At 44.3% G+C, this 17,022-nt stretch carries 15 protein-coding genes; 6 read left to right on the top strand and 9 right to left on the bottom strand.

Annotation, left to right across the window (positions count from 1 at the left end; all coding sequences use genetic code 11):
• Nucleotides 1–7 precede the first annotated feature (7 nt).
• Genes pilP through ACLHV9_RS26450 form a run of 4 tightly spaced genes read right to left on the bottom strand, consistent with a single transcriptional unit; the run spans nucleotide 8 to nucleotide 4,344 of the window.
• Nucleotides 8–448, bottom strand: coding sequence for a type IV pilus biogenesis protein PilP (gene pilP, locus ACLHV9_RS26435; protein WP_326979444.1), 441 nt, complete (start codon nucleotides 446–448; stop codon nucleotides 8–10).
• The gene (pilO2, locus tag ACLHV9_RS26440; protein ID WP_407221249.1) at nucleotides 414–1,811 is read right to left on the bottom strand and encodes a type 4b pilus protein PilO2; all 1,398 of its coding nucleotides are present in this window, start codon (nucleotides 1,809–1,811) and stop codon (nucleotides 414–416) included. Before pilO2 ends, pilP begins: the two co-directional genes overlap by 35 nt.
• Nucleotides 1,801–3,492, bottom strand: a complete 1,692-nt coding sequence (locus ACLHV9_RS26445) for a PilN family type IVB pilus formation outer membrane protein (RefSeq protein ID WP_326979442.1) — start codon at nucleotides 3,490–3,492, stop codon at nucleotides 1,801–1,803. Before ACLHV9_RS26445 ends, pilO2 begins: the two co-directional genes overlap by 11 nt.
• Before the next feature lie 3 nt (nucleotides 3,493–3,495).
• Entirely contained in the window at nucleotides 3,496–4,344 is an 849-nt protein-coding gene (locus ACLHV9_RS26450; protein ID WP_326979441.1) for a toxin co-regulated pilus biosynthesis Q family protein, read from the bottom strand.
• A gap of 379 nt (nucleotides 4,345–4,723) precedes the next feature.
• On the opposite strand from ACLHV9_RS26450, the gene ACLHV9_RS26455 reads away from it, so the two are divergent.
• From ACLHV9_RS26455 to ACLHV9_RS26480, 6 genes are all read left to right on the top strand, one after another.
• Nucleotides 4,724–5,569, top strand: a complete 846-nt coding sequence (locus ACLHV9_RS26455; protein ID WP_326979440.1) for a type IV secretory system conjugative DNA transfer family protein — start codon at nucleotides 4,724–4,726, stop codon at nucleotides 5,567–5,569.
• Nucleotides 5,569–6,738: a plasmid transfer ATPase TraJ gene (gene traJ, locus ACLHV9_RS26460; RefSeq protein ID WP_326979439.1), complete on the top strand. Its 1,170-nt coding sequence runs from the start codon at nucleotides 5,569–5,571 to the stop codon at nucleotides 6,736–6,738. The genes ACLHV9_RS26455 and traJ overlap by 1 nt, the downstream gene beginning before the upstream one ends.
• A gap of 248 nt (nucleotides 6,739–6,986) precedes the next feature.
• The gene (locus ACLHV9_RS26465) at nucleotides 6,987–7,196 is read left to right on the top strand and encodes a hypothetical protein (RefSeq protein WP_326979438.1); all 210 of its coding nucleotides are present in this window, start codon (nucleotides 6,987–6,989) and stop codon (nucleotides 7,194–7,196) included.
• Between the two features lie 15 nt (nucleotides 7,197–7,211).
• Nucleotides 7,212–7,943: a DotD/TraH family lipoprotein gene (locus ACLHV9_RS26470; RefSeq protein ID WP_326979437.1), complete on the top strand. Its 732-nt coding sequence runs from the start codon at nucleotides 7,212–7,214 to the stop codon at nucleotides 7,941–7,943.
• A 610-nt stretch (nucleotides 7,944–8,553) separates the two neighbouring features.
• Nucleotides 8,554–9,063, top strand: coding sequence for a hypothetical protein (locus ACLHV9_RS26475; protein ID WP_325814577.1), 510 nt, complete (start codon nucleotides 8,554–8,556; stop codon nucleotides 9,061–9,063).
• 333 nt (nucleotides 9,064–9,396) lie between these two features.
• Nucleotides 9,397–9,981, top strand: a complete 585-nt coding sequence (locus ACLHV9_RS26480) for a hypothetical protein (protein ID WP_326979436.1) — start codon at nucleotides 9,397–9,399, stop codon at nucleotides 9,979–9,981.
• A 51-nt stretch (nucleotides 9,982–10,032) separates the two neighbouring features.
• Here ACLHV9_RS26480 and ACLHV9_RS26485 read toward each other — a convergent pair whose 3' ends face one another.
• The 5 genes from ACLHV9_RS26485 to ACLHV9_RS26505 are packed head-to-tail and all read right to left on the bottom strand — an operon-like array spanning nucleotide 10,033 to nucleotide 17,000.
• Nucleotides 10,033–11,394 (bottom strand): helicase HerA domain-containing protein, encoded by a 1,362-nt coding sequence (locus ACLHV9_RS26485; RefSeq protein ID WP_407221234.1) that lies wholly within the window; start codon nucleotides 11,392–11,394, stop codon nucleotides 10,033–10,035.
• Between the two features lie 21 nt (nucleotides 11,395–11,415).
• Nucleotides 11,416–13,539, bottom strand: a complete 2,124-nt coding sequence (locus ACLHV9_RS26490) for a hypothetical protein (protein WP_326979434.1) — start codon at nucleotides 13,537–13,539, stop codon at nucleotides 11,416–11,418.
• Complete coding sequence (dnaG, locus tag ACLHV9_RS26495) at nucleotides 13,536–14,795, bottom strand: DNA primase (RefSeq protein WP_326979433.1); 1,260 nt, start codon at nucleotides 14,793–14,795, stop codon at nucleotides 13,536–13,538. The genes ACLHV9_RS26490 and dnaG overlap by 4 nt, the downstream gene beginning before the upstream one ends.
• Nucleotides 14,792–15,856 (bottom strand): hypothetical protein, encoded by a 1,065-nt coding sequence (locus tag ACLHV9_RS26500; protein ID WP_407221237.1) that lies wholly within the window; start codon nucleotides 15,854–15,856, stop codon nucleotides 14,792–14,794. The genes dnaG and ACLHV9_RS26500 overlap by 4 nt, the downstream gene beginning before the upstream one ends.
• Complete coding sequence (locus ACLHV9_RS26505) at nucleotides 15,849–17,000, bottom strand: hypothetical protein (RefSeq protein WP_326979431.1); 1,152 nt, start codon at nucleotides 16,998–17,000, stop codon at nucleotides 15,849–15,851. Before ACLHV9_RS26505 ends, ACLHV9_RS26500 begins: the two co-directional genes overlap by 8 nt.
• Nucleotides 17,001–17,022: the final 22 nt, after the last annotated feature.

Consider the following 17,022-nt stretch of genomic DNA (forward strand, 5'->3'; position numbering starts at 1 on the left):
CCCCCCCCTAATTAATCACCTGCGTCCGTTGTGTGGCTATGTTTTTCACCTTTACACCACTTAAACCAACACTAAGTACCTGCCATCTGCCACCAGGTAAAAGCTGCCCCGCAGCGACAGAAGTTGTATTACCGTCAGCCATGCTAACGATCGCATTTCGACCGTTAATTTTTACAAGTTGAGGGAGTGTGTCGGTTACAGGGGCAACAACTGCTTGCCCCGAACCGTTCATAGATGAACTGGCCGGAGTTTGAACACCATAATCCCGGCTTTCCGCCTCAGCCTTTGCCTTATTAAGAGCAGCCTTTGCCTCATATAAAACTCGTTGCTTTTGCATATTATCCAAATCCCAGACTGTACCGTTTTCAGCAAAAACACCAAAAGAGATTAAAGTGAAAGCAAGAACTACTATTTTATTGGCTAACTTTCGGTAATTTACGTTTTCCATAGACAGACCCCTTGATTTTGTAAGTGATGGAACGTTGATCCTGCCCGATTTCATAGATAATGCTATTAATCCTCATCCCGATAAAATCGCCATCTTTGAAAATAAGTTGTGGCTGCACATCTGTTTCAACATCAAAGGTATATTCCTGCCAATCTTGAAGCGGCAAGTCTTCACCTTCGGCATTCTTTTCAACATCTTTAATTGATACTTCAGCCAGTGTTGCTGGAATGTTCACCCCCTGAAATAAGGAGACAATCTTAAGCAATTGTTCTCCCATATTCTGAAACGGATCATCACCGTTTGGAGGGAAATTATGCTCTACAGAAAATGCCGACATTGAAGTTTGTGTGATACTAAATGCAGGATCTGCACCGAATAACACCCGAACAGCTTTAACAAAATCCTCCGCAGTTACTGCCGAATTATCCGGCCTGTTATAGTTCACATTTAAACCACCCTGAGTGCATTGAATTGTTGCAGGTGTCCACCCTTTGATTGAAAGGTCTATTTTTTTTAAATTTTCTTCACATCCCTTTAAAAAAACAGGAATAGAGGAAGTTACAATCCAAGGATGTTTCAATTTATCCAGTGCTGCCTGGTAACGGGCATTTTTATTAATTTCCTCCTGCTTTATGAGCATCGCCTGAGCAGCAGCCTTTTTAAGCCTGTCCTGCTCATCAAGATGATCCTGAATAAAAAATACAGCCACGCCCGACATCAGCAGCGCGGCTGCAAAACCAATTAACTGATTTTTCGTCATTCCCCAATGCAGGGGCTTAAGCCGAAATTCTTTACTTAAATTACTGGATTTGAGTATTTCATTTAGATCCAGTGTATCAGTAAGCCAGGTTAACTTATCTGTGTCGCCATAAACAGGTATCTCCGTGTTTTGTTTGCTTCCTCTTAACTCTTGCTTTAAGTCAAGAACAATCTGCTTGATATGCGATGCGGGATAAATCATATCTGACATGGAATGAATCGCACCTTTTTCAGTACGACCCACAAGAGTATATTCCTCTTCACCTTTATCATTTTGGCCGAGTGGAATTACAGCAATACAGACGCCTTCAAGCAGTGAAGCTAACGATACGATAAGCGAGTAAGAACCACGAAGCTTCAGTTTTGACTTTGGTGCAAATCCAGCCTGAATTGCATCGGCCTTACGAATTGCCACTACATCAAGATTTCGCTCCTTACCAATATCGCGAACTTCCTGCATTAACTTACGATGTGCCTTAATCGTTTCCCACTCAAGCCCAACAACAAAGCGATTGTTGTTTATAACTAGTACACGTATTGATTTATCGCTTTTGTTATCCTGACCTTCTAATTTATTCTTAATTGCTTTTTTTTTAGCGTACATATGGAGTCACCGTAATAACAAAACTCTGTTTTGTTTTCGCCCCTGACAACGCCCCACCAAACAAGATATTACTTGGTGAACCAACACCCTGGCGGTTTGAGTTATTAACGTTTTGCTCAAATCCTGACATGATGAGTGTCTGCCCTGGTTTCATCCAAACACGCTGCTGTAATGAACGCGTATCAACATCAGGCGCTTCCATTTTTTCTGTATCGTTACTGATAACCCTTAATTGCTTAAGGCTAGAAATATCCATAAACATGTTGAGCATCAGACGATCTGAATCTTTAAGAATTTTTGGAAGAATAGTTATATTTGTACCTGTAGTTACACTTCCCGGCTCCAGTGACTGCTGAAGCGTGGTTGTGTTACCTGTTGTATATGGTGTAGTCGTTACTTTCTTCAAATACGTTGTTTGCTGGCCTACAAGCACTGGGGCAGCCGCCATGTTTGTTGTCATGATCGTGCTGGTCTTAACATCTGACACCTGCGCCTGCTTTGATAATGCATCGAGCAGGAAAGACGACCCGGCAAATTGCGCCGCTGTGCCTGTGGCTGTATCGAGAACATTGAACCCACCGGAAATAGCATCACTGGAAACGCCACTGTTGGTGTTGTCCAGCTTCATTCCATAGTTACCATTCAGTGACTTCCATACTAAATTCCAGTCGATACCGACCATATCACTGACATCTGTATTTACTGTGTAAGTTACAACCTTAAGGACAACCTGACGGCTTAAAGTGCTGTTCTCATCGTCCAGGTATTCCCCAACACGGCTAACAACATCAGGAACGTCTGTGATCATTAGCGTGCCAGTAGTCGCATTAAGGCTTAGACGACCAACACCCGGTGTTAACATGCTCTGAACTGTATTCTGGAGGTCTTTATACAGGTTGTTGCCCATTGCAACTGTTGATGACATCGTAGACCCACCTGAGCCTGAAACTCCTGAGCTTGATGTTCCACCACTGTTACCGCTATCCGTGCCTGTTGCGCTGGACAGACCGCTTGTTACTGTCCCTGTTAGATCATATTTTGCATCGGCCGGCTGAATATCAAACCGCTTGGTTTCGAGGTAATAAATGACGGGCTCATCACCACTGTATTTCCATGACACCCCCATCCGTGCGGTCACAAGGTCCATGATCCCGCCGAAATTTCCTGAATAACTTACATCCGTTATTAAACGACTGACAGTCGCAGGCGAAGAGCCCGTGTTGCCGCTAGCCTCAGCACCGAACATTGCTAGAGGTTTCATCTCACCGCTATTCATAACAGGTGAGGGTACTGATGACATCCTCTGTGTCTTCGAGCCGCTTTCACCCCCGCCACCCAAATATGCCGCAGCATCCGGAGTAACACGTACCCGGAGACGACATTGTTCGCTCATATCCTGGGCGAACTGGAAAATATCCTGCGGCTTAACTGTCTTGTAAGTAACCTGGCAATTGACCACTTCACGCGGAGCGTCATATTTCGGCTTAGGTAGCGGTGTAGTATTAATATATTGAGCACTTGTGAATTGAACTACTGGGGCATTATCGCCCATATTCTTAATAAGTGTGGATGCCTTAATACCAGTGTCATCAGCATCTTTTCTGACTTCGTTCATCCTTTGCACTGCACAACCGTTAACCAGAATTGAACAGATAACAATGGAGAGTAATTTTCTTGTCATGCTTTAATTCCTGTCATCGATGATGATAATGCACTGATTGCGATACGCACTTACGTAAAGTGGCGATTGTGCTTTCTGATATAAAGTGAATAATTTCGTTGTTGCTTCTTCGAAATTCCCTGAGAAACTAAGTGGATAATCGATGGGATAGTTAGTGTCGGTTTTCCACTGCACACTCCATTTATGGTCTTTCCCTGGGCAGTTATCAGACTTGGCCCAGGCAATGAAGCCGTCCTTTAAGGTCAAACCCTTTTCAATCTTCCAGATTTTCGGTTGAGCTGGTTGAGGTACTGATGTTTGATTAGTTTTGTTCAGCGCTAATAAAGTAGGGGACAAAGATACTGATTTCTCATTCACCCGGTATACAACGTTAATTTCGCGGGCTTGATCTGCAAATTCTGCATGAAGACCTTCGGCAGAGAGCATGTCATTCAGTACCTTTGGCCATTGCTCACCTGCCGGCCAAGAAACAGTTTTCTTGAAACTGCGCGCTACATCAGGAGAAAGTCGAATACGCCATTCTTTCGGCACAACCTGGTGCATCCCTTGAAGCAAGGGCACATCCTTTCCGCTCACATAAACAAATCCGGTCTTATCCGGCACTGGTAGCGTCAGATCGGTCTTATTAGCCTGCACTGGCAGGACTGGCATAGTTGTAGATTGGTTTGCTGAGTTATGTCGCACCACAGGTTTTGGAGAAGAGATGACAGGTTTTGGTTCCGGTACATCTTCAGTGAATCTAATCCAACCAGTATCATATTCGACATTTGTTACCGGTGCAGATTGGCCGTTATTACTGGCTAATAAACCACTAGCTGCCATCAGGGCTGTTATAAGTTTTCTGTTAGTCATATCTGGTCATTTCCCATTGAAGCATTGGTTCAAACCTTCCCGTCTTCCACGCTACCGCCATGCCTTACACTTACATGCAGACCTCAAAATCCAGCGCATCGGTAAAAATGTGTGCCTCGACGCACCGAAGTGAACAAAACCTATATAGAAACATGCGTTTTGATTATTGCACAACGCACTCAATAATTTCAACTGATACGTATTGGATGTAATGGTGAGAGGCAGATTTTTGGATTCCACTTACTTAACCATAAGAGTTGCATTCAAAATCATTCCCGCCTGCGACTTCACGAAAAGCAGCATTTTTTTCCCCCTTCTATTTGTTGACATTGAAAAATTACGTATAATACGCACTATATGTAATCCGGAGATGTGCACCATGTTTAGAATCAAACTCTTAGTCTGTTCACTGGCGTTAGCCTGGGCAGGTGCAGCAGCCGCAGACGCTCCATATGACGAGAATCCGGCTCCTTCATTTAATGAGATCCTGAACGGTTTTAATAATTCTGAAGGGGACACCGTTCGGATCACAGTTTTACGTGATATGGGAGAAACCATCGGTTTCAGAACTGGCTTAGTATGGGAAGCTCAAAACATCGCGAAGGGTCTTAAGAAACAAGAATCCGTTCTGGACCGTCTTTATAATTTCAGCTCGTTAATGACCAAAGACAGCTCATTGCCTCCGGTGATCGTGGAAGCAAATGATCTCGCTTCAGTTTCAAAGGATCAGTTCAGAACGGCCAATAAAGCTTTTAACATCGTAAAGCCCGAAGAGTTTGTTTCAGTTCCTCCTACCTGGCGTGATTATCTTTTCACTGGGCTATTACAACAGTCTGAGGTTATCTATCCCTCTGATGATGCTCGCCCGAAAACAAGCGCCGAGAAAAATGCCTGGGAGACATCTCTAAAGAAAGGCTGGAACGATGGTGTTTCCCAGGCGCAGAGTATTCTTGATGAGAATTTCAGTCGCCTTGGACGCGACTACAACGGAATGATGCGTTTTAACGCTTTACTTCGAATGGGCATGATTTCCCGTACCGAAATAGCATCGAAGGTATATACAGTGTCACCTGAAAGTAACAAAGATAGCCTCACAATCGGTGAAAAACACCGAGAGATCATGAAAAAGGCACAGTTCGAAGTTAATCCTGACAAATGGAAACCAGTTATAACTAAATCTCCTACCTCTGATACGTCAGGTCAGTATCAGTACGGAGGCAGATAATGGATATTTTGCATTCCAGCTTTCCTTATGATTTTCCGAATGGTGAGATTTATCCAGAAATAATGAAGAAATTCTTTGTTCATTGCTGGAGACATAACGTTTCAGACGTGACCATTCAGGGAGGTGATTACATTTGGGTCGAGCTCCATGGGCGTCTGGTCAAGGCCTCAAATATGGTTATCACACATTCTCATCTTTCAGAGTTAATAACTTTGTTATGGGGTGCGGATATCGTCACCATAGTTGTCAGCGGAGAAGAGCAGGACAGGCCACTGTCCATAACTGGCGAACAATATGGGCTTGAGAGGGGAGAATCTATTCGACTCAGAACTAACTTTGTTCAGGGTCACGTGGGTCGTGGGTTATCGATTCAGATATCCGCGCGAGTTATTCCTTCAGAGTTACCGACTCTTGAAAAATACCCAATAGAAGATGAGTTCGTACGGGAGCTCTTTTCTGCTGACGGCCTAAATGTCATCGCCGGCCCAACAGGCAGTGGGAAAACCACCACTTTGACGGCTCTGTATATGGAAATTGGGATGAAAATGCCTGACCGCAAGGTGATTCTCTTCGAGCAGCCGGTCGAGTTTATCCTGGGTGGGCATAAGTGGGTGGGCCTCCAGCCTTGTCAGAGTGAAATTCCCCGGGACATAGCTTCGTATGCTGCAGGTATTCGCAATGCGCTGCGCCGCGCACCTAAAGTTATAGGAATCGGGGAAGCTCGCGATAAAGAAACCTATCTTGCTGGAATCGATGCAGCAAAATCCGGGCATCTATTAAACTTCACCTCCCATATAAATAAAACTGGAGAGATATTTAGTCGAATCATCCAGGCATTCCCTGTCGACCAGCAGGCTTCGATTGCTCTAGATCTTTTGTCGGTTTTACGCGTTGTCATTGTTCAGAACCTTTTCAAATCGACAGATGGAAAGCGCGTAATGCTCCGCGAAGGTCTTGTTTTTACCCAAGAAATAAGAAGTGAACTGGAAGATATTCACTACAGTAAATGGCCGCGTTGGGTTGAAAATCATTTACACAAAAACAATGCCACTATCATCGATAAATTATGGGTCATCTATAAAGAAGGTATTATTGATAAAGACGTCTTCATATCTAAGGCATCTTATCACGAATTTGTAAAACGTTCTGGAGGTGTCAATCATGATTAATAAATGGCGTAATAATGTCAACCCTACTTTATTTGGGATTCCATTTTCTGGTTTATTCGCATATCTTACCCTAATTTATTACTGGAGTTCCACTTTATTCTTGGTGATAACTTGCCTTAATATGTTTTATGCTTATTTATATTGGCGCGGATATTCTGTTTCCGGAATATATTACAGTATTATGAGCAAGATTCGAGGAAACATAATCTATTCACGTCCCTGGTGGTTCCGTGAGCAATGGAGAGGGCATGATGATTCATTTTGAGTTGAGCACTCTTGAGCTTGAGCATGGCAATTTCGATCTTGCTTTAAAAGCAATTAAAAAGCGGGCAAATGAAGGAAACAAATCAGCAATCAAGCTGCTTGCTGAGATATACCTGCATGGCATTGGTATTCAAAAAGATGAATCTGAATACCGGCGATTACTTCATTTAATCGAAAAACCAACTTCACATTAAATAACAGGATTAGTTATGAGCACTTTAAAAACCATGTTGACCATCTCTGCTTGTGCATCATTACTTTCAGGGTGTGCGCTTATAGGAAAAAAGTCAGAACCAGCAAGTACAACAGATGATGTTATTAATAAAAATATTGAACTTGCAGTCTCGTCAATCCAGAAAACGCAAGCTGAACTGTATCAGTATGGTGCGATAAATGAAAAAGCCGTTGGTATCACCGGTGGTATCTATCATGACAACGTGCGCATTGATATGAACTGGAATGGTGATGGGTATGAACTGTTGGAACAAATGGCCAAGCAGCGCTCATTTACGTTCCGTTCTTCTGGTTCAAAGCTTCCCTTACCTGTATCACTAAAAGTTTCGCGGGCCCAGTACAAAGAAGTTATGGATAACATACAGACACAGATCGGGTACCGTGCTTCCATCATTGTTGATAACACTTCTCGAACGATGACACTCAACTACAACACGCCCAATCTTGAGGCATCGTCTACTGCGAAAGTTATCCGCACTGGCACGGTATCAGCAGCTCCATATCGTCCAGTATCACCAGTAATCTCTTCGCCTACAGCAGCACCTTCGAAAGGCAATAATGGCATTTTCAATGGTGGAGATTCAATCATCCCGCAGGATCAAGAAGCAGTCAGAATAGGCGAAAAATGCACAGAAAGAGGGGTATTAAGCAGAGACAAACAGGGTAAGCCCATATCCTGTAGCAATGGCCGCTGGAGAAAGCTGTAACGCACCATGAAATGATGATGTACTTAACATTATTTAACAATAAAAGCCGGTACTGCCCGGCTTTTGATATATTAATTCCATATGTTTTTTACATTATCCTTAGCGTCGTTTACTTTCGAATCAACTGTGTTATTAACACCATTCATTAGGTCGCTAATATTATTGTTAATACCTCCAATAACGTCATTGTATGAGTCGGAGATTTTATCTGAAGCAGTCTTACAAACCTGGTTCATTATGTCTGACCAGATTGATCCGAGATCAGGGAATGTAGGCATCGTAACCACACCGGTGACGGCGCTAATGCACGTTCCTATCACCTCAGATGAGTTTTTGAGTGCGTCTGTTTCTGAATTAATCTTCGCGATTGCTGATTCGTAAGCACTCTGAGCACCCTCTGCGGCTGCTGTTCCACTCCGGCAGGAAGCACCATAAGAACAAGACGAAATCAGTAGGCCTGCTATGATGATTATCTTTTGAATTTTCATGGTAAGCTGATAGTTATATTGTTGAATGTATGGTTGAATAACCGGATCTGTTGTTGCAACGCTTACATTTTATACGTACCAAACGTAAATACCAGTTAAAAATTAGCTGATAAGAGGATTAAATGGCAAAAGAGATTGTCACTGGGAAGGATCTTGAGCGCTGGCGATATGACCACGGCTTCGTCGTTGGTACTGCGGCCGAGTGTTTCGGCATCCAACGAGCCAAGTGGGAGTCGTTGGTACGCAATGATGAAATTATCACCAACGCAAGAATCCTCAACCTTTTCCATATTTATACGCAGTTCCCAGAAACTATTCCTGTCGCGCCAAGCTTCGACTACGTAGGCCTGTTCAATGAACTGGGCTTTGCTAATAACACGCGTGACAAGAAAGAGTTTGCTCGACTCTTCGGTATGTCCATTCCTGGTACGTATCGAATCATGGATAAAAACTCTGCCCAGCGTGATATTGAAGCGTATGCTCAGGCTCTGAAGCGTACGGGTGCAAAAGGCAAAGATCTCCTGTTTCTTATGAGAAAAATTTCGCAGAAGTCAGAGACAGTTATTGAAGCTGGAGAAGAAGCTATGAAGGAGAAGGCCAGCAAGAAAAAAGTGAAAGGGGATACAAAATAGCCATTCGTAAACTATACCTCTCCCCCCCGCGAAATCTAACGATAAGCGGGGATAGTTTACTTTGAAGTTGAATTCCCGCATTAGTGTTTTTTAAAAAATTTTTTGAACGGTGTAACGTTTTTTAATTTCCCTTAAGTAATATTCCTAATATCACATCTGACCTGTTCCCCTTACCTAAACGTCTGAGACCTATCTATCTCTTTTGTTTTAAACGCAACCCCGCAGCCGAACGTATGATCTTGTTTGTGTGTGAAGGTAATTTATTGATTAATTCCATTCAATATGTATTATCCGTAACACAAGCATATAAAATATTGACCGCGGAGACGTCAAATGAAACAAGATGGACAAAGGCTTATCAAGCTTACCACAGCATTCTTCTATGACACTGAAGTCGAACCTGCAGTGATTAATCTCAGAGATACCACATTGGCGACCGGCATCCCTGGGCTTCTAAGCGGATATTTCGGTAGTTTTGCTCAAACTAAGGGGTTCAAACCGGTAAAAGAAATTGCTGACTCCCTTGGAAAACGATACACAATCGTAGATTTCACGCTTTCATGCAGTGAATTTACAGAGACCGAAAGCCCTCCTCCGGGAATGATGATAAATCTTAAACAACTAACCAAAGCAAGACAGGTGCCCCTTTCTCACGAAATATCCGAAAGCAGCCCGGAACTTATAAGCAGCATAAAAATGCATGGTAGCTTTGAAAAAGCGCTTATTGATAATCCACTGTTTCTCCCTGAAATGCTGAACCATCTTGGCCGCTTCCGCGATTCTGTCATTATTCATTCTATAAAGCCCAATGCCTCCCCGACACTAACAGTGGCAAGTGTAAGAATAGATCAGGTGGAAGCCAGACTTGTCGGCGCTAGCTGCCGATTCAATCAAAATACGAAAATTGTGTGGGAATAATGTTTGTTTGACAACACTCAACCCCGGAGTTACCGGGGTTTCGTTGGACGATCATGCCGCTTCTTTAAGATTCACCTGGAACCAATTGATCCGCTCACCTACCCGCTGGAGCTTCAGCAATGCAGTTTCTCTTGGCTTGAGATATTCGAGCTTGGATTTCTCTATCTGCAGTTTGTTTGCTGCGCGCTGCCAGTCTCCCGGGGCCATGTTCTGAACCAGAAGTGTGCCGGCTGAATTGATAAAATCCTCGCTGAAATGACTCGGACTTTGGCTGGCAAGCACCAGTGAAATGCCAAATTTACGCGCCTCGTTAGCGATGATGTTTATTGGGTTAGAGCTTTCTTCATCGCAGAATTTTTTCGCTTCATCGAGGATGATAACGTGGCGAACCTTACCATGACTCTCACCACGCTGCATTTCTTCATGGAAGATGGCCATCATACGACTATAAACAAACATCTTCAGCTCATCCTCTGAGCTTGCTAATGGTTTGATATTGTATCGTTGAATGCGGCCGATGAATGGTGGTTCGTTTGCATTGAACAGCCCTAAGGCTTTAACGTTCTCAAGTCGAGTTGACAGAGAGCGCAGGGTGTCTACTGAATCATATTTGAGGATTTCATCAAACTCGGACCCCGTGCGCGTCTGATTAAGTGCATTTTCATATTCCTTAAGGGCATTATCTTTCGCTTTTTCCAGCGCCTGCTGAGTTTTCTCTGTGTCTTCCCTGATATTCCTTTCCTTTGCCTTATCCAGCGCCCTTGCGGCCCGCATAAAGCCCTCAAAACCTCTTAGTGCCAGATTAGATTGATTGTTCTCATCAAGCCCGAATAAGCCGCTTTTTAGCTTCTTGGTAATAAGTCGCTCCAAATCGGTGAGCGTCGGGTAGCACTGCGCCAATGCACTCCATTCACGTTTATTATAAAGATCCTGACATTCCGATTCTGGCGCATTACGTTTTACCCAGCTGGCCGGCTTTTCCTGATACATGCGCTTAAGCGCATAGCAATCCATTACCAGCTGGCGTAACACAGCTGCCTGCTGCTCACCGAGCTTGCGATTCGTGCTCATGATATCGATGATATGATTCGCCGATTTACGCAGACCGCCGTAATGAGGATCAGGGTTTACCACGAACGGGTTATAGCCATAACGGGTCGACTCACTGAAAAGGACTTCGCTGGCGCCAGGAATTTCGATATCACCATGGTAATCAAAGATAGAAATTCGCGTTTGCGGATCAGAAGCAAACGCCTCAGCGAACCGACGAATCTGGTAAGTTTTGCCAGAGCCTGATGTACCGGTAATACCTACATGGCCATTTGCGAGCTGCCCCAGGTTCCAGATAAATGGCTCCTTGACACCTTTTCTAAGTTGAAAATCATTAAATCCTACGGTGAATTGAGTTGCCATGCTTTCTCCTTAATGAATGAGTTATGCTGCTTCGCGCATGGCGGTCAATGCCGCCAGAAGTAGCCTTTTCTTCTGACCTTCAAGGGTCAGTGATTTGGAAACAGTGAAGGTTTCGGTGTCGTCGCTATAACTGCTACGCAGTTCTTCCTCAATCTGATACTCAACATCGACGATGGCGCCATTGATAGAGCACTCAGTATTAGCGGCCGTGATGCCGGCAAGCAGAAGGTTGGCCAGAGGAAGTTCTGACGAAGCGATGATTTTTTCCGTTTTGTACCCTTCCAGAGATACAGGAGGATCTATTTCGATAAACTGGTTAATTCTGGGGCTAAGTTTTGTATGCTTTTCATTATCCGGGATATAAAAAGCTGCCATCTCGATTAATGAATCTTTGAAGATAAGGTAGCCTTCACCTGAATTTAATCTCTTAACATCTGTAATGCTGATGCGATTTCGTGACTCAACACGTAAATCCTTCCTCGCTGACCAGGTACCGACAGTACCTGACTGATAATCAAACCCAGAAAGAGTTGAGAAATATCCCTCTCCAGAGACCTTTTGAATCAACGAGAAGGTATCGTCACCATCTTCCAGAGCCAGGCAATATTTGAACTTCGTATTAGCCAGCAACGAAGCTGTTTCTTCACCTGCGGAACCCCTTTTCAGACCCTGGATGTCCTGAACGGCCGCAACCATCATGAAGCCCAGCGATCGCGCCTGGGCGTACATGACTGCCAGACCGGAAGCATAATAATAAGCAAGTTCGTCAGTAATAATAATCGACGGTACTGGCGAAGACGTTGGCCTGGCCTGAAGAATCTCGGCCTTAGTGCCCTCATACTTTGTACCGAGATTTTCGGCCATCATTAACCGTATACAGCTGAGCACGAGCTTCCCGAGAGCTTCAGCTTCCTGGGAGGATTTTTCCAGAGAGGGTATTGAGATAACCAGCACTCGGTTATTAAGTAATACATCGCTAAGATCAATATCAGGATGCTTAACGTTGTAGACGAAGCCGTAGGACTCGATCATCATCTGCAGAGTACGCTGGAACTGAGAGGTAAGGTAACCATGTTGGGTTCTAACTTCTGAATTCCATTTTTGTGGCTCATCAATGAGGCTAAAATCAAACGACAGACCGGTTTTCAGGTAGTTAGCAATAGGGGAGTATGCTGCATAAGGCAAAAGCCCGGCTTCCCCTTCCTTGTAGAGCTCCAGCAAATTTTCAAGGCCAAGATATTTCTGAATGGCATGGATACCGGAGGTTAGGTCTCCGCGCAAATGTTTATAACGCAGACATCTGATGATGGCATCTACCAGGTTAACAGCTTTCTCCTGCCACTGAGCCCCACTGCCGTCTGCTTTTGGAAGCAGGGAGGTCATTAGCTGAACCTGGAAATCTGCGGTCCCGGAGAAAAATGGATTAAGTGAGTTCGATCGGGCGCCGTTCTGAGGGTTAAAGTAGGATTCGCCAATGCGGCGATATTTTTCTTCTTCCAGAAGATCGAGATAAGGGTCACGTCCTGCAGTTAACAGATTGAGATGCAGGAAGTCGTCATCTCGCCCCATACGCCGGCACAAAGACCAGATAGTAAAAGGTAAACTGATGTCTGCTTTGCCATCCGCATACACTGCTCCTGAACCCCAGCACAGTGAGTTGTAGACCATGCCATAAAGTGATTCAGATTTACCCGAGCCTGTTGTACCTGCCAGAAATACGTGGGTCCGGCAGTCACTATTAGTAGACCAGATCTCCGATCCCATAAGGTATTTTTTGTTTGTACGTAAGACTCCCCAGTAAAGTATACCCCCTGCGGTTGCATACTTAATCCTTTCCCGTGTTCCCCGGAATATCCATGTCTTCCATTCTGTCCTGATCGTGTAATACTCAGAAATGTCGTATCCACCCACATCTTTAGGAATACGCATTGGAGCCCGTGTTTTTCTGTCCAGTAAAATGGCCCAGAAGATGAGCGACGTAATTAGCGAAACTGGCCAGATCGCGACCAAAAGAATCTGCAAGGCAACTCTGCCTATCAGCAGCAGGCGGACATTATTGAGGTCGAGAAGCCATTCGTAGACTTTTTCCTCAAATGAGCGTGTGTCTCTCCGTAATTTGCTGGAGTCAATTTCATGTTGGCTCATAAATTATCCTCTAGAATTAGGGTGATTCCACACTCCTTACGGAAGGCATCAATGAGTAACTGCCGAAGATAGGGTGCATGTTTAATTGAACGGCAGACTTCCTCAGCCCTGACAGCTGCTTGTTTCTTCTGCTCAATCGTTTCGATTTTGTAGTTACGTGTGACGTACTGCAGTAAAAGAGAACTCAATGGCACAGCAGAAACCAAAGCATTCTCCCAGGCCGTCAATCCGTTCGTTCGAATGTAATCATCTGGATCCATTCCCTCGGGCATAAACAGGAAGTAGACGTCATGGCGATCTGATATGACATTCAATAAACGAGGCAGAAGTTGACGTATACCTGCGCGACCTCCTTTATCAGAATCCATGCAGAAAAAGAGCCTGGTGGCCATCTTACAGATGATCATCAGCTGCTCGACTGTTATCGCTGTTCCCATTCCGGCCACAGCACGAGATTCGCCCTCCTGGTGCAGGGCGATTACATCAAAATAGCCTTCGACAATTACGGCAGTGCCCGTTTTGCGAATTGAGGCAGACGCTTTATTCAGGCCATAAAGTAGCCGTGACTTATTGAAAAATGGGGTCTGTGGCGGATTAAGATACTTCGGGGATGAGTCCCAGGAGTGGATTTTTCGACCGGAAAATCCAGTCAGCCGTCCGCTTACAGAATACACGGGAATGGTGATTCGTTGGCGCAAACGTTCATACATACTTCCATCGCCTGATATTGCCGTGATACCCGTACCCAGAAGATCCTCTTGGGTAAACCGTTTCAACATAGAGGGTGCAATCCCACTTGCCACAACACCCAATCCCCACTCCAGGCAGGATTTGTCTGTTATACCGCGGGATTTCAAATAGTCGGCAGCCGGTGGATTGCGACGCAATCCACCGGTGTAAAGGTTTTGTGCTGCATACAAAACCTTAAACAAAGACTTATCAGTTATTTCCGAACTCTGTTCTGTATCTGGAATACTCATTCCAATCCGTGCTGCGAGTTTGCGGACCGCACCCGGGAAGTGATCATGTTCGGTCTTTCTTAACCAATCAAATACATCACCTGATTCACCGCATCCCCAGCACCGGAAGCGTGATTTCGAATCATCCACAACGAAGGATGGGTTCTTGTCATCATGAAAGGGACAAAGTCCCTTATGGACTTTCCCCTTTTTAAGAAGCTTAATTTTCTCTCCAATGATCTCGGAAAGTTGAATATTGTCTTTTATCCCATTAAGGATAGAGACCGGGATATTCATTGCGCGGCCTCATCTAACCAATGAGTAACAGACTCAGCACTTTTTCTCTTCGTGAGGTCAAATGATGCACCATCGGCTCTTACAAGCGCTGGTGTCCCGATAAAATTGTAGGCGTGGAAAGTATCAATGTTATTTTTAAGGGCGATCGGTCCTGCCTCACAATCTGCAGCTGGCGTGTTTGGGTCCCGCATTATTTTTTGCCATACCGCTGAACGAGCTTCAGGCGCTTCACATAAAACCGTTTTGGTCAGACGTGAGGAAGCTTCAATCGTGGCAGCTGTACCAATAACCGAAACCGGAAACACCTGGATTTGATAATCAGCTGAAAGTTTTTCTAAAAGAGGTTCAAGATCCTGGCATCGAGGGCACAGCGGGTCAGAAAACACATACAAAGTACCTTTATCCGTGTGCTTTACCGGGCCACCAAGCGTGAATGAGTAATCTCCGGCATTAACACCTCTTTGAAGGAGCGCAGCCAGTTCAGGGTTAGGCCGGGTCAATTGCTCATTACGTGCACGTAATTGCTGCTCTGGGCTTATATTTCCCACCGGAGAAGTAATCTGGTTTTGAGTAGTCTGGACGTCACCAGTTGATTCAGATGAAACCGTTTTATCTGGAAAAACGGTTTCATCTATCTTTTTATGCCCCTCGCTACCAGTTGCGGTATTGAATAGCATCATCGCCGTTAAGAGGACAATTATAGAGTTTGTTATTGTTAAGAGTACCGCCAATCCATTTTTCGAGGCAAATCCTTTTTTACAACCTCTTCGTTTTAATTCTAAAAGATAGCTTAATTTTCTTTCGTTTACGTCATAGCTATCTTTAAGATGAATATGTACCGAACTGTTTCCTACGAAACCAATAACCAACTGACTTTCTGATATATCACCAATATATTCCTTGATATAAATAACACCTAACTCAGAAGGATCTATGCACCAGCGATTACCCCCATCGCAAAGGTGTACTACATCTTCGTTTTTTTGCTCGAACGATGTATTGCCTATGACAATATTCTTTTTAGAGAAAAGAATATTCATGGCTTCTGTAAATTTAGACATTATTTGCTTCCTCAGAGGAATTATTTTCAACTTGTACAGCCGGTTTTGGCAGTACACCTTCTTTAATGAGAACTAAGCGCAAAGCGTGAATACATTCATCAACAGGCGGGTCTACCAGACTCAACCCTTGTTTCCATGCAAGGTGCTCAGTGCGATAAGTTTGAATTTGTATCAGGCTTTCTATGCAGGGAACCCTTCGGCCAGTGGCATTGAGTACATACCACAGGCCTCTGTCGATACCTTTTAGCCACCGAAAGTTAGAGCTCACAAGCTTGCCTCGCTCCATTGCTTTTAAATGGAGCATATGAAGAAAGGTTGAGCTGTACTGAAAATATTGAATCAGTTCCTTAGCTTCAGGAACATTCATATAGCTTTTAATCTCCGAATTTATAACAGAGAATTCGGGATAGCCTGGCATACCATTCCATTTCCCTGAATGACAAGAACGATTAAGCCTGTCCAGCATATCCTGAGCTTTCCAGTTATTTTCGAAAGTATCAAAGACACGGCTTGCAAAAATAGCGAACAGGGCTTGTTCATAAATATTTAGGTCAGCAAGCGTTTGAATCTTACTACCAAGTTGATTTAGTAGCACTGAACGAGTTTTCTCGACATCAAGCTCATTGTTGCTGATGAGTTTATTACGTCTTGCATATTCTGCTGGATGTTCTCGACTTTGATGCCCTGGAATATCTTCATTCATCAGATCACCATAGTATCCAATTGGAATGACAGCAGGGCAGTGCACCGACATTATTTCCGGCAATGTATTAACTGTGACCGCCCTGCGGATTTTCTCCGAACGATGACGTATTGTTGTTCTTATGGTATAGACGGTTACCATAACCGGTAGCCAACCACAGATAACGCCTGCCTGTGTCATCCTCCAGAATACATCCACGAACGAAACAACCGACGGCCTAGCCGCCTGAACGGCAATTTCTGCCCTCAGTTCCTGCACCCAAGGCAGAAATGGCCAGTCAACAATTGCAAGCTGCTTCCAGGCAAAAAACAATCCCCAGTAGCTAAACTTGGTGTGATTCATATTCCAAATGATCACCGGCAGACAGAAAATTATGAAAATCATAATGAACACGACCCACATGCTATCATCGGAGCTATTTCCCTGACCATCACTAGCCATAAAACACCCACTTTCAAAAATT

Origin of the sequence: Enterobacter sp. CPE_E890, assembly GCF_046521475.1 — a bacterium.
Classification (GTDB): domain Bacteria; phylum Pseudomonadota; class Gammaproteobacteria; order Enterobacterales; family Enterobacteriaceae; genus Enterobacter; species Enterobacter adelaidei.

Coding starts and splice junctions, on each gene's coding strand:
- pilP (WP_326979444.1), bottom strand. CDS start 448: ATGGAAAACGTAAATTACCGAAAGTTAGCCAATAAAATAGTAGTTCTT.
- pilO2 (WP_407221249.1), bottom strand. CDS start 1,811: ATGTACGCTAAAAAAAAAGCAATTAAGAATAAATTAGAAGGTCAGGAT.
- ACLHV9_RS26445 (WP_326979442.1), bottom strand. CDS start 3,492: ATGACAAGAAAATTACTCTCCATTGTTATCTGTTCAATTCTGGTTAAC.
- ACLHV9_RS26450 (WP_326979441.1), bottom strand. CDS start 4,344: ATGACTAACAGAAAACTTATAACAGCCCTGATGGCAGCTAGTGGTTTA.
- ACLHV9_RS26455 (WP_326979440.1), top strand. CDS start 4,724: ATGTTTAGAATCAAACTCTTAGTCTGTTCACTGGCGTTAGCCTGGGCA.
- traJ (WP_326979439.1), top strand. CDS start 5,569: ATGGATATTTTGCATTCCAGCTTTCCTTATGATTTTCCGAATGGTGAG.
- ACLHV9_RS26465 (WP_326979438.1), top strand. CDS start 6,987: ATGATGATTCATTTTGAGTTGAGCACTCTTGAGCTTGAGCATGGCAAT.
- ACLHV9_RS26470 (WP_326979437.1), top strand. CDS start 7,212: ATGAGCACTTTAAAAACCATGTTGACCATCTCTGCTTGTGCATCATTA.
- ACLHV9_RS26475 (WP_325814577.1), top strand. CDS start 8,554: ATGGCAAAAGAGATTGTCACTGGGAAGGATCTTGAGCGCTGGCGATAT.
- ACLHV9_RS26480 (WP_326979436.1), top strand. CDS start 9,397: ATGAAACAAGATGGACAAAGGCTTATCAAGCTTACCACAGCATTCTTC.
- ACLHV9_RS26485 (WP_407221234.1), bottom strand. CDS start 11,394: ATGGCAACTCAATTCACCGTAGGATTTAATGATTTTCAACTTAGAAAA.
- ACLHV9_RS26490 (WP_326979434.1), bottom strand. CDS start 13,539: ATGAGCCAACATGAAATTGACTCCAGCAAATTACGGAGAGACACACGC.
- dnaG (WP_326979433.1), bottom strand. CDS start 14,795: ATGAATATCCCGGTCTCTATCCTTAATGGGATAAAAGACAATATTCAA.
- ACLHV9_RS26500 (WP_407221237.1), bottom strand. CDS start 15,856: ATGTCTAAATTTACAGAAGCCATGAATATTCTTTTCTCTAAAAAGAAT.
- ACLHV9_RS26505 (WP_326979431.1), bottom strand. CDS start 17,000: ATGGCTAGTGATGGTCAGGGAAATAGCTCCGATGATAGCATGTGGGTC.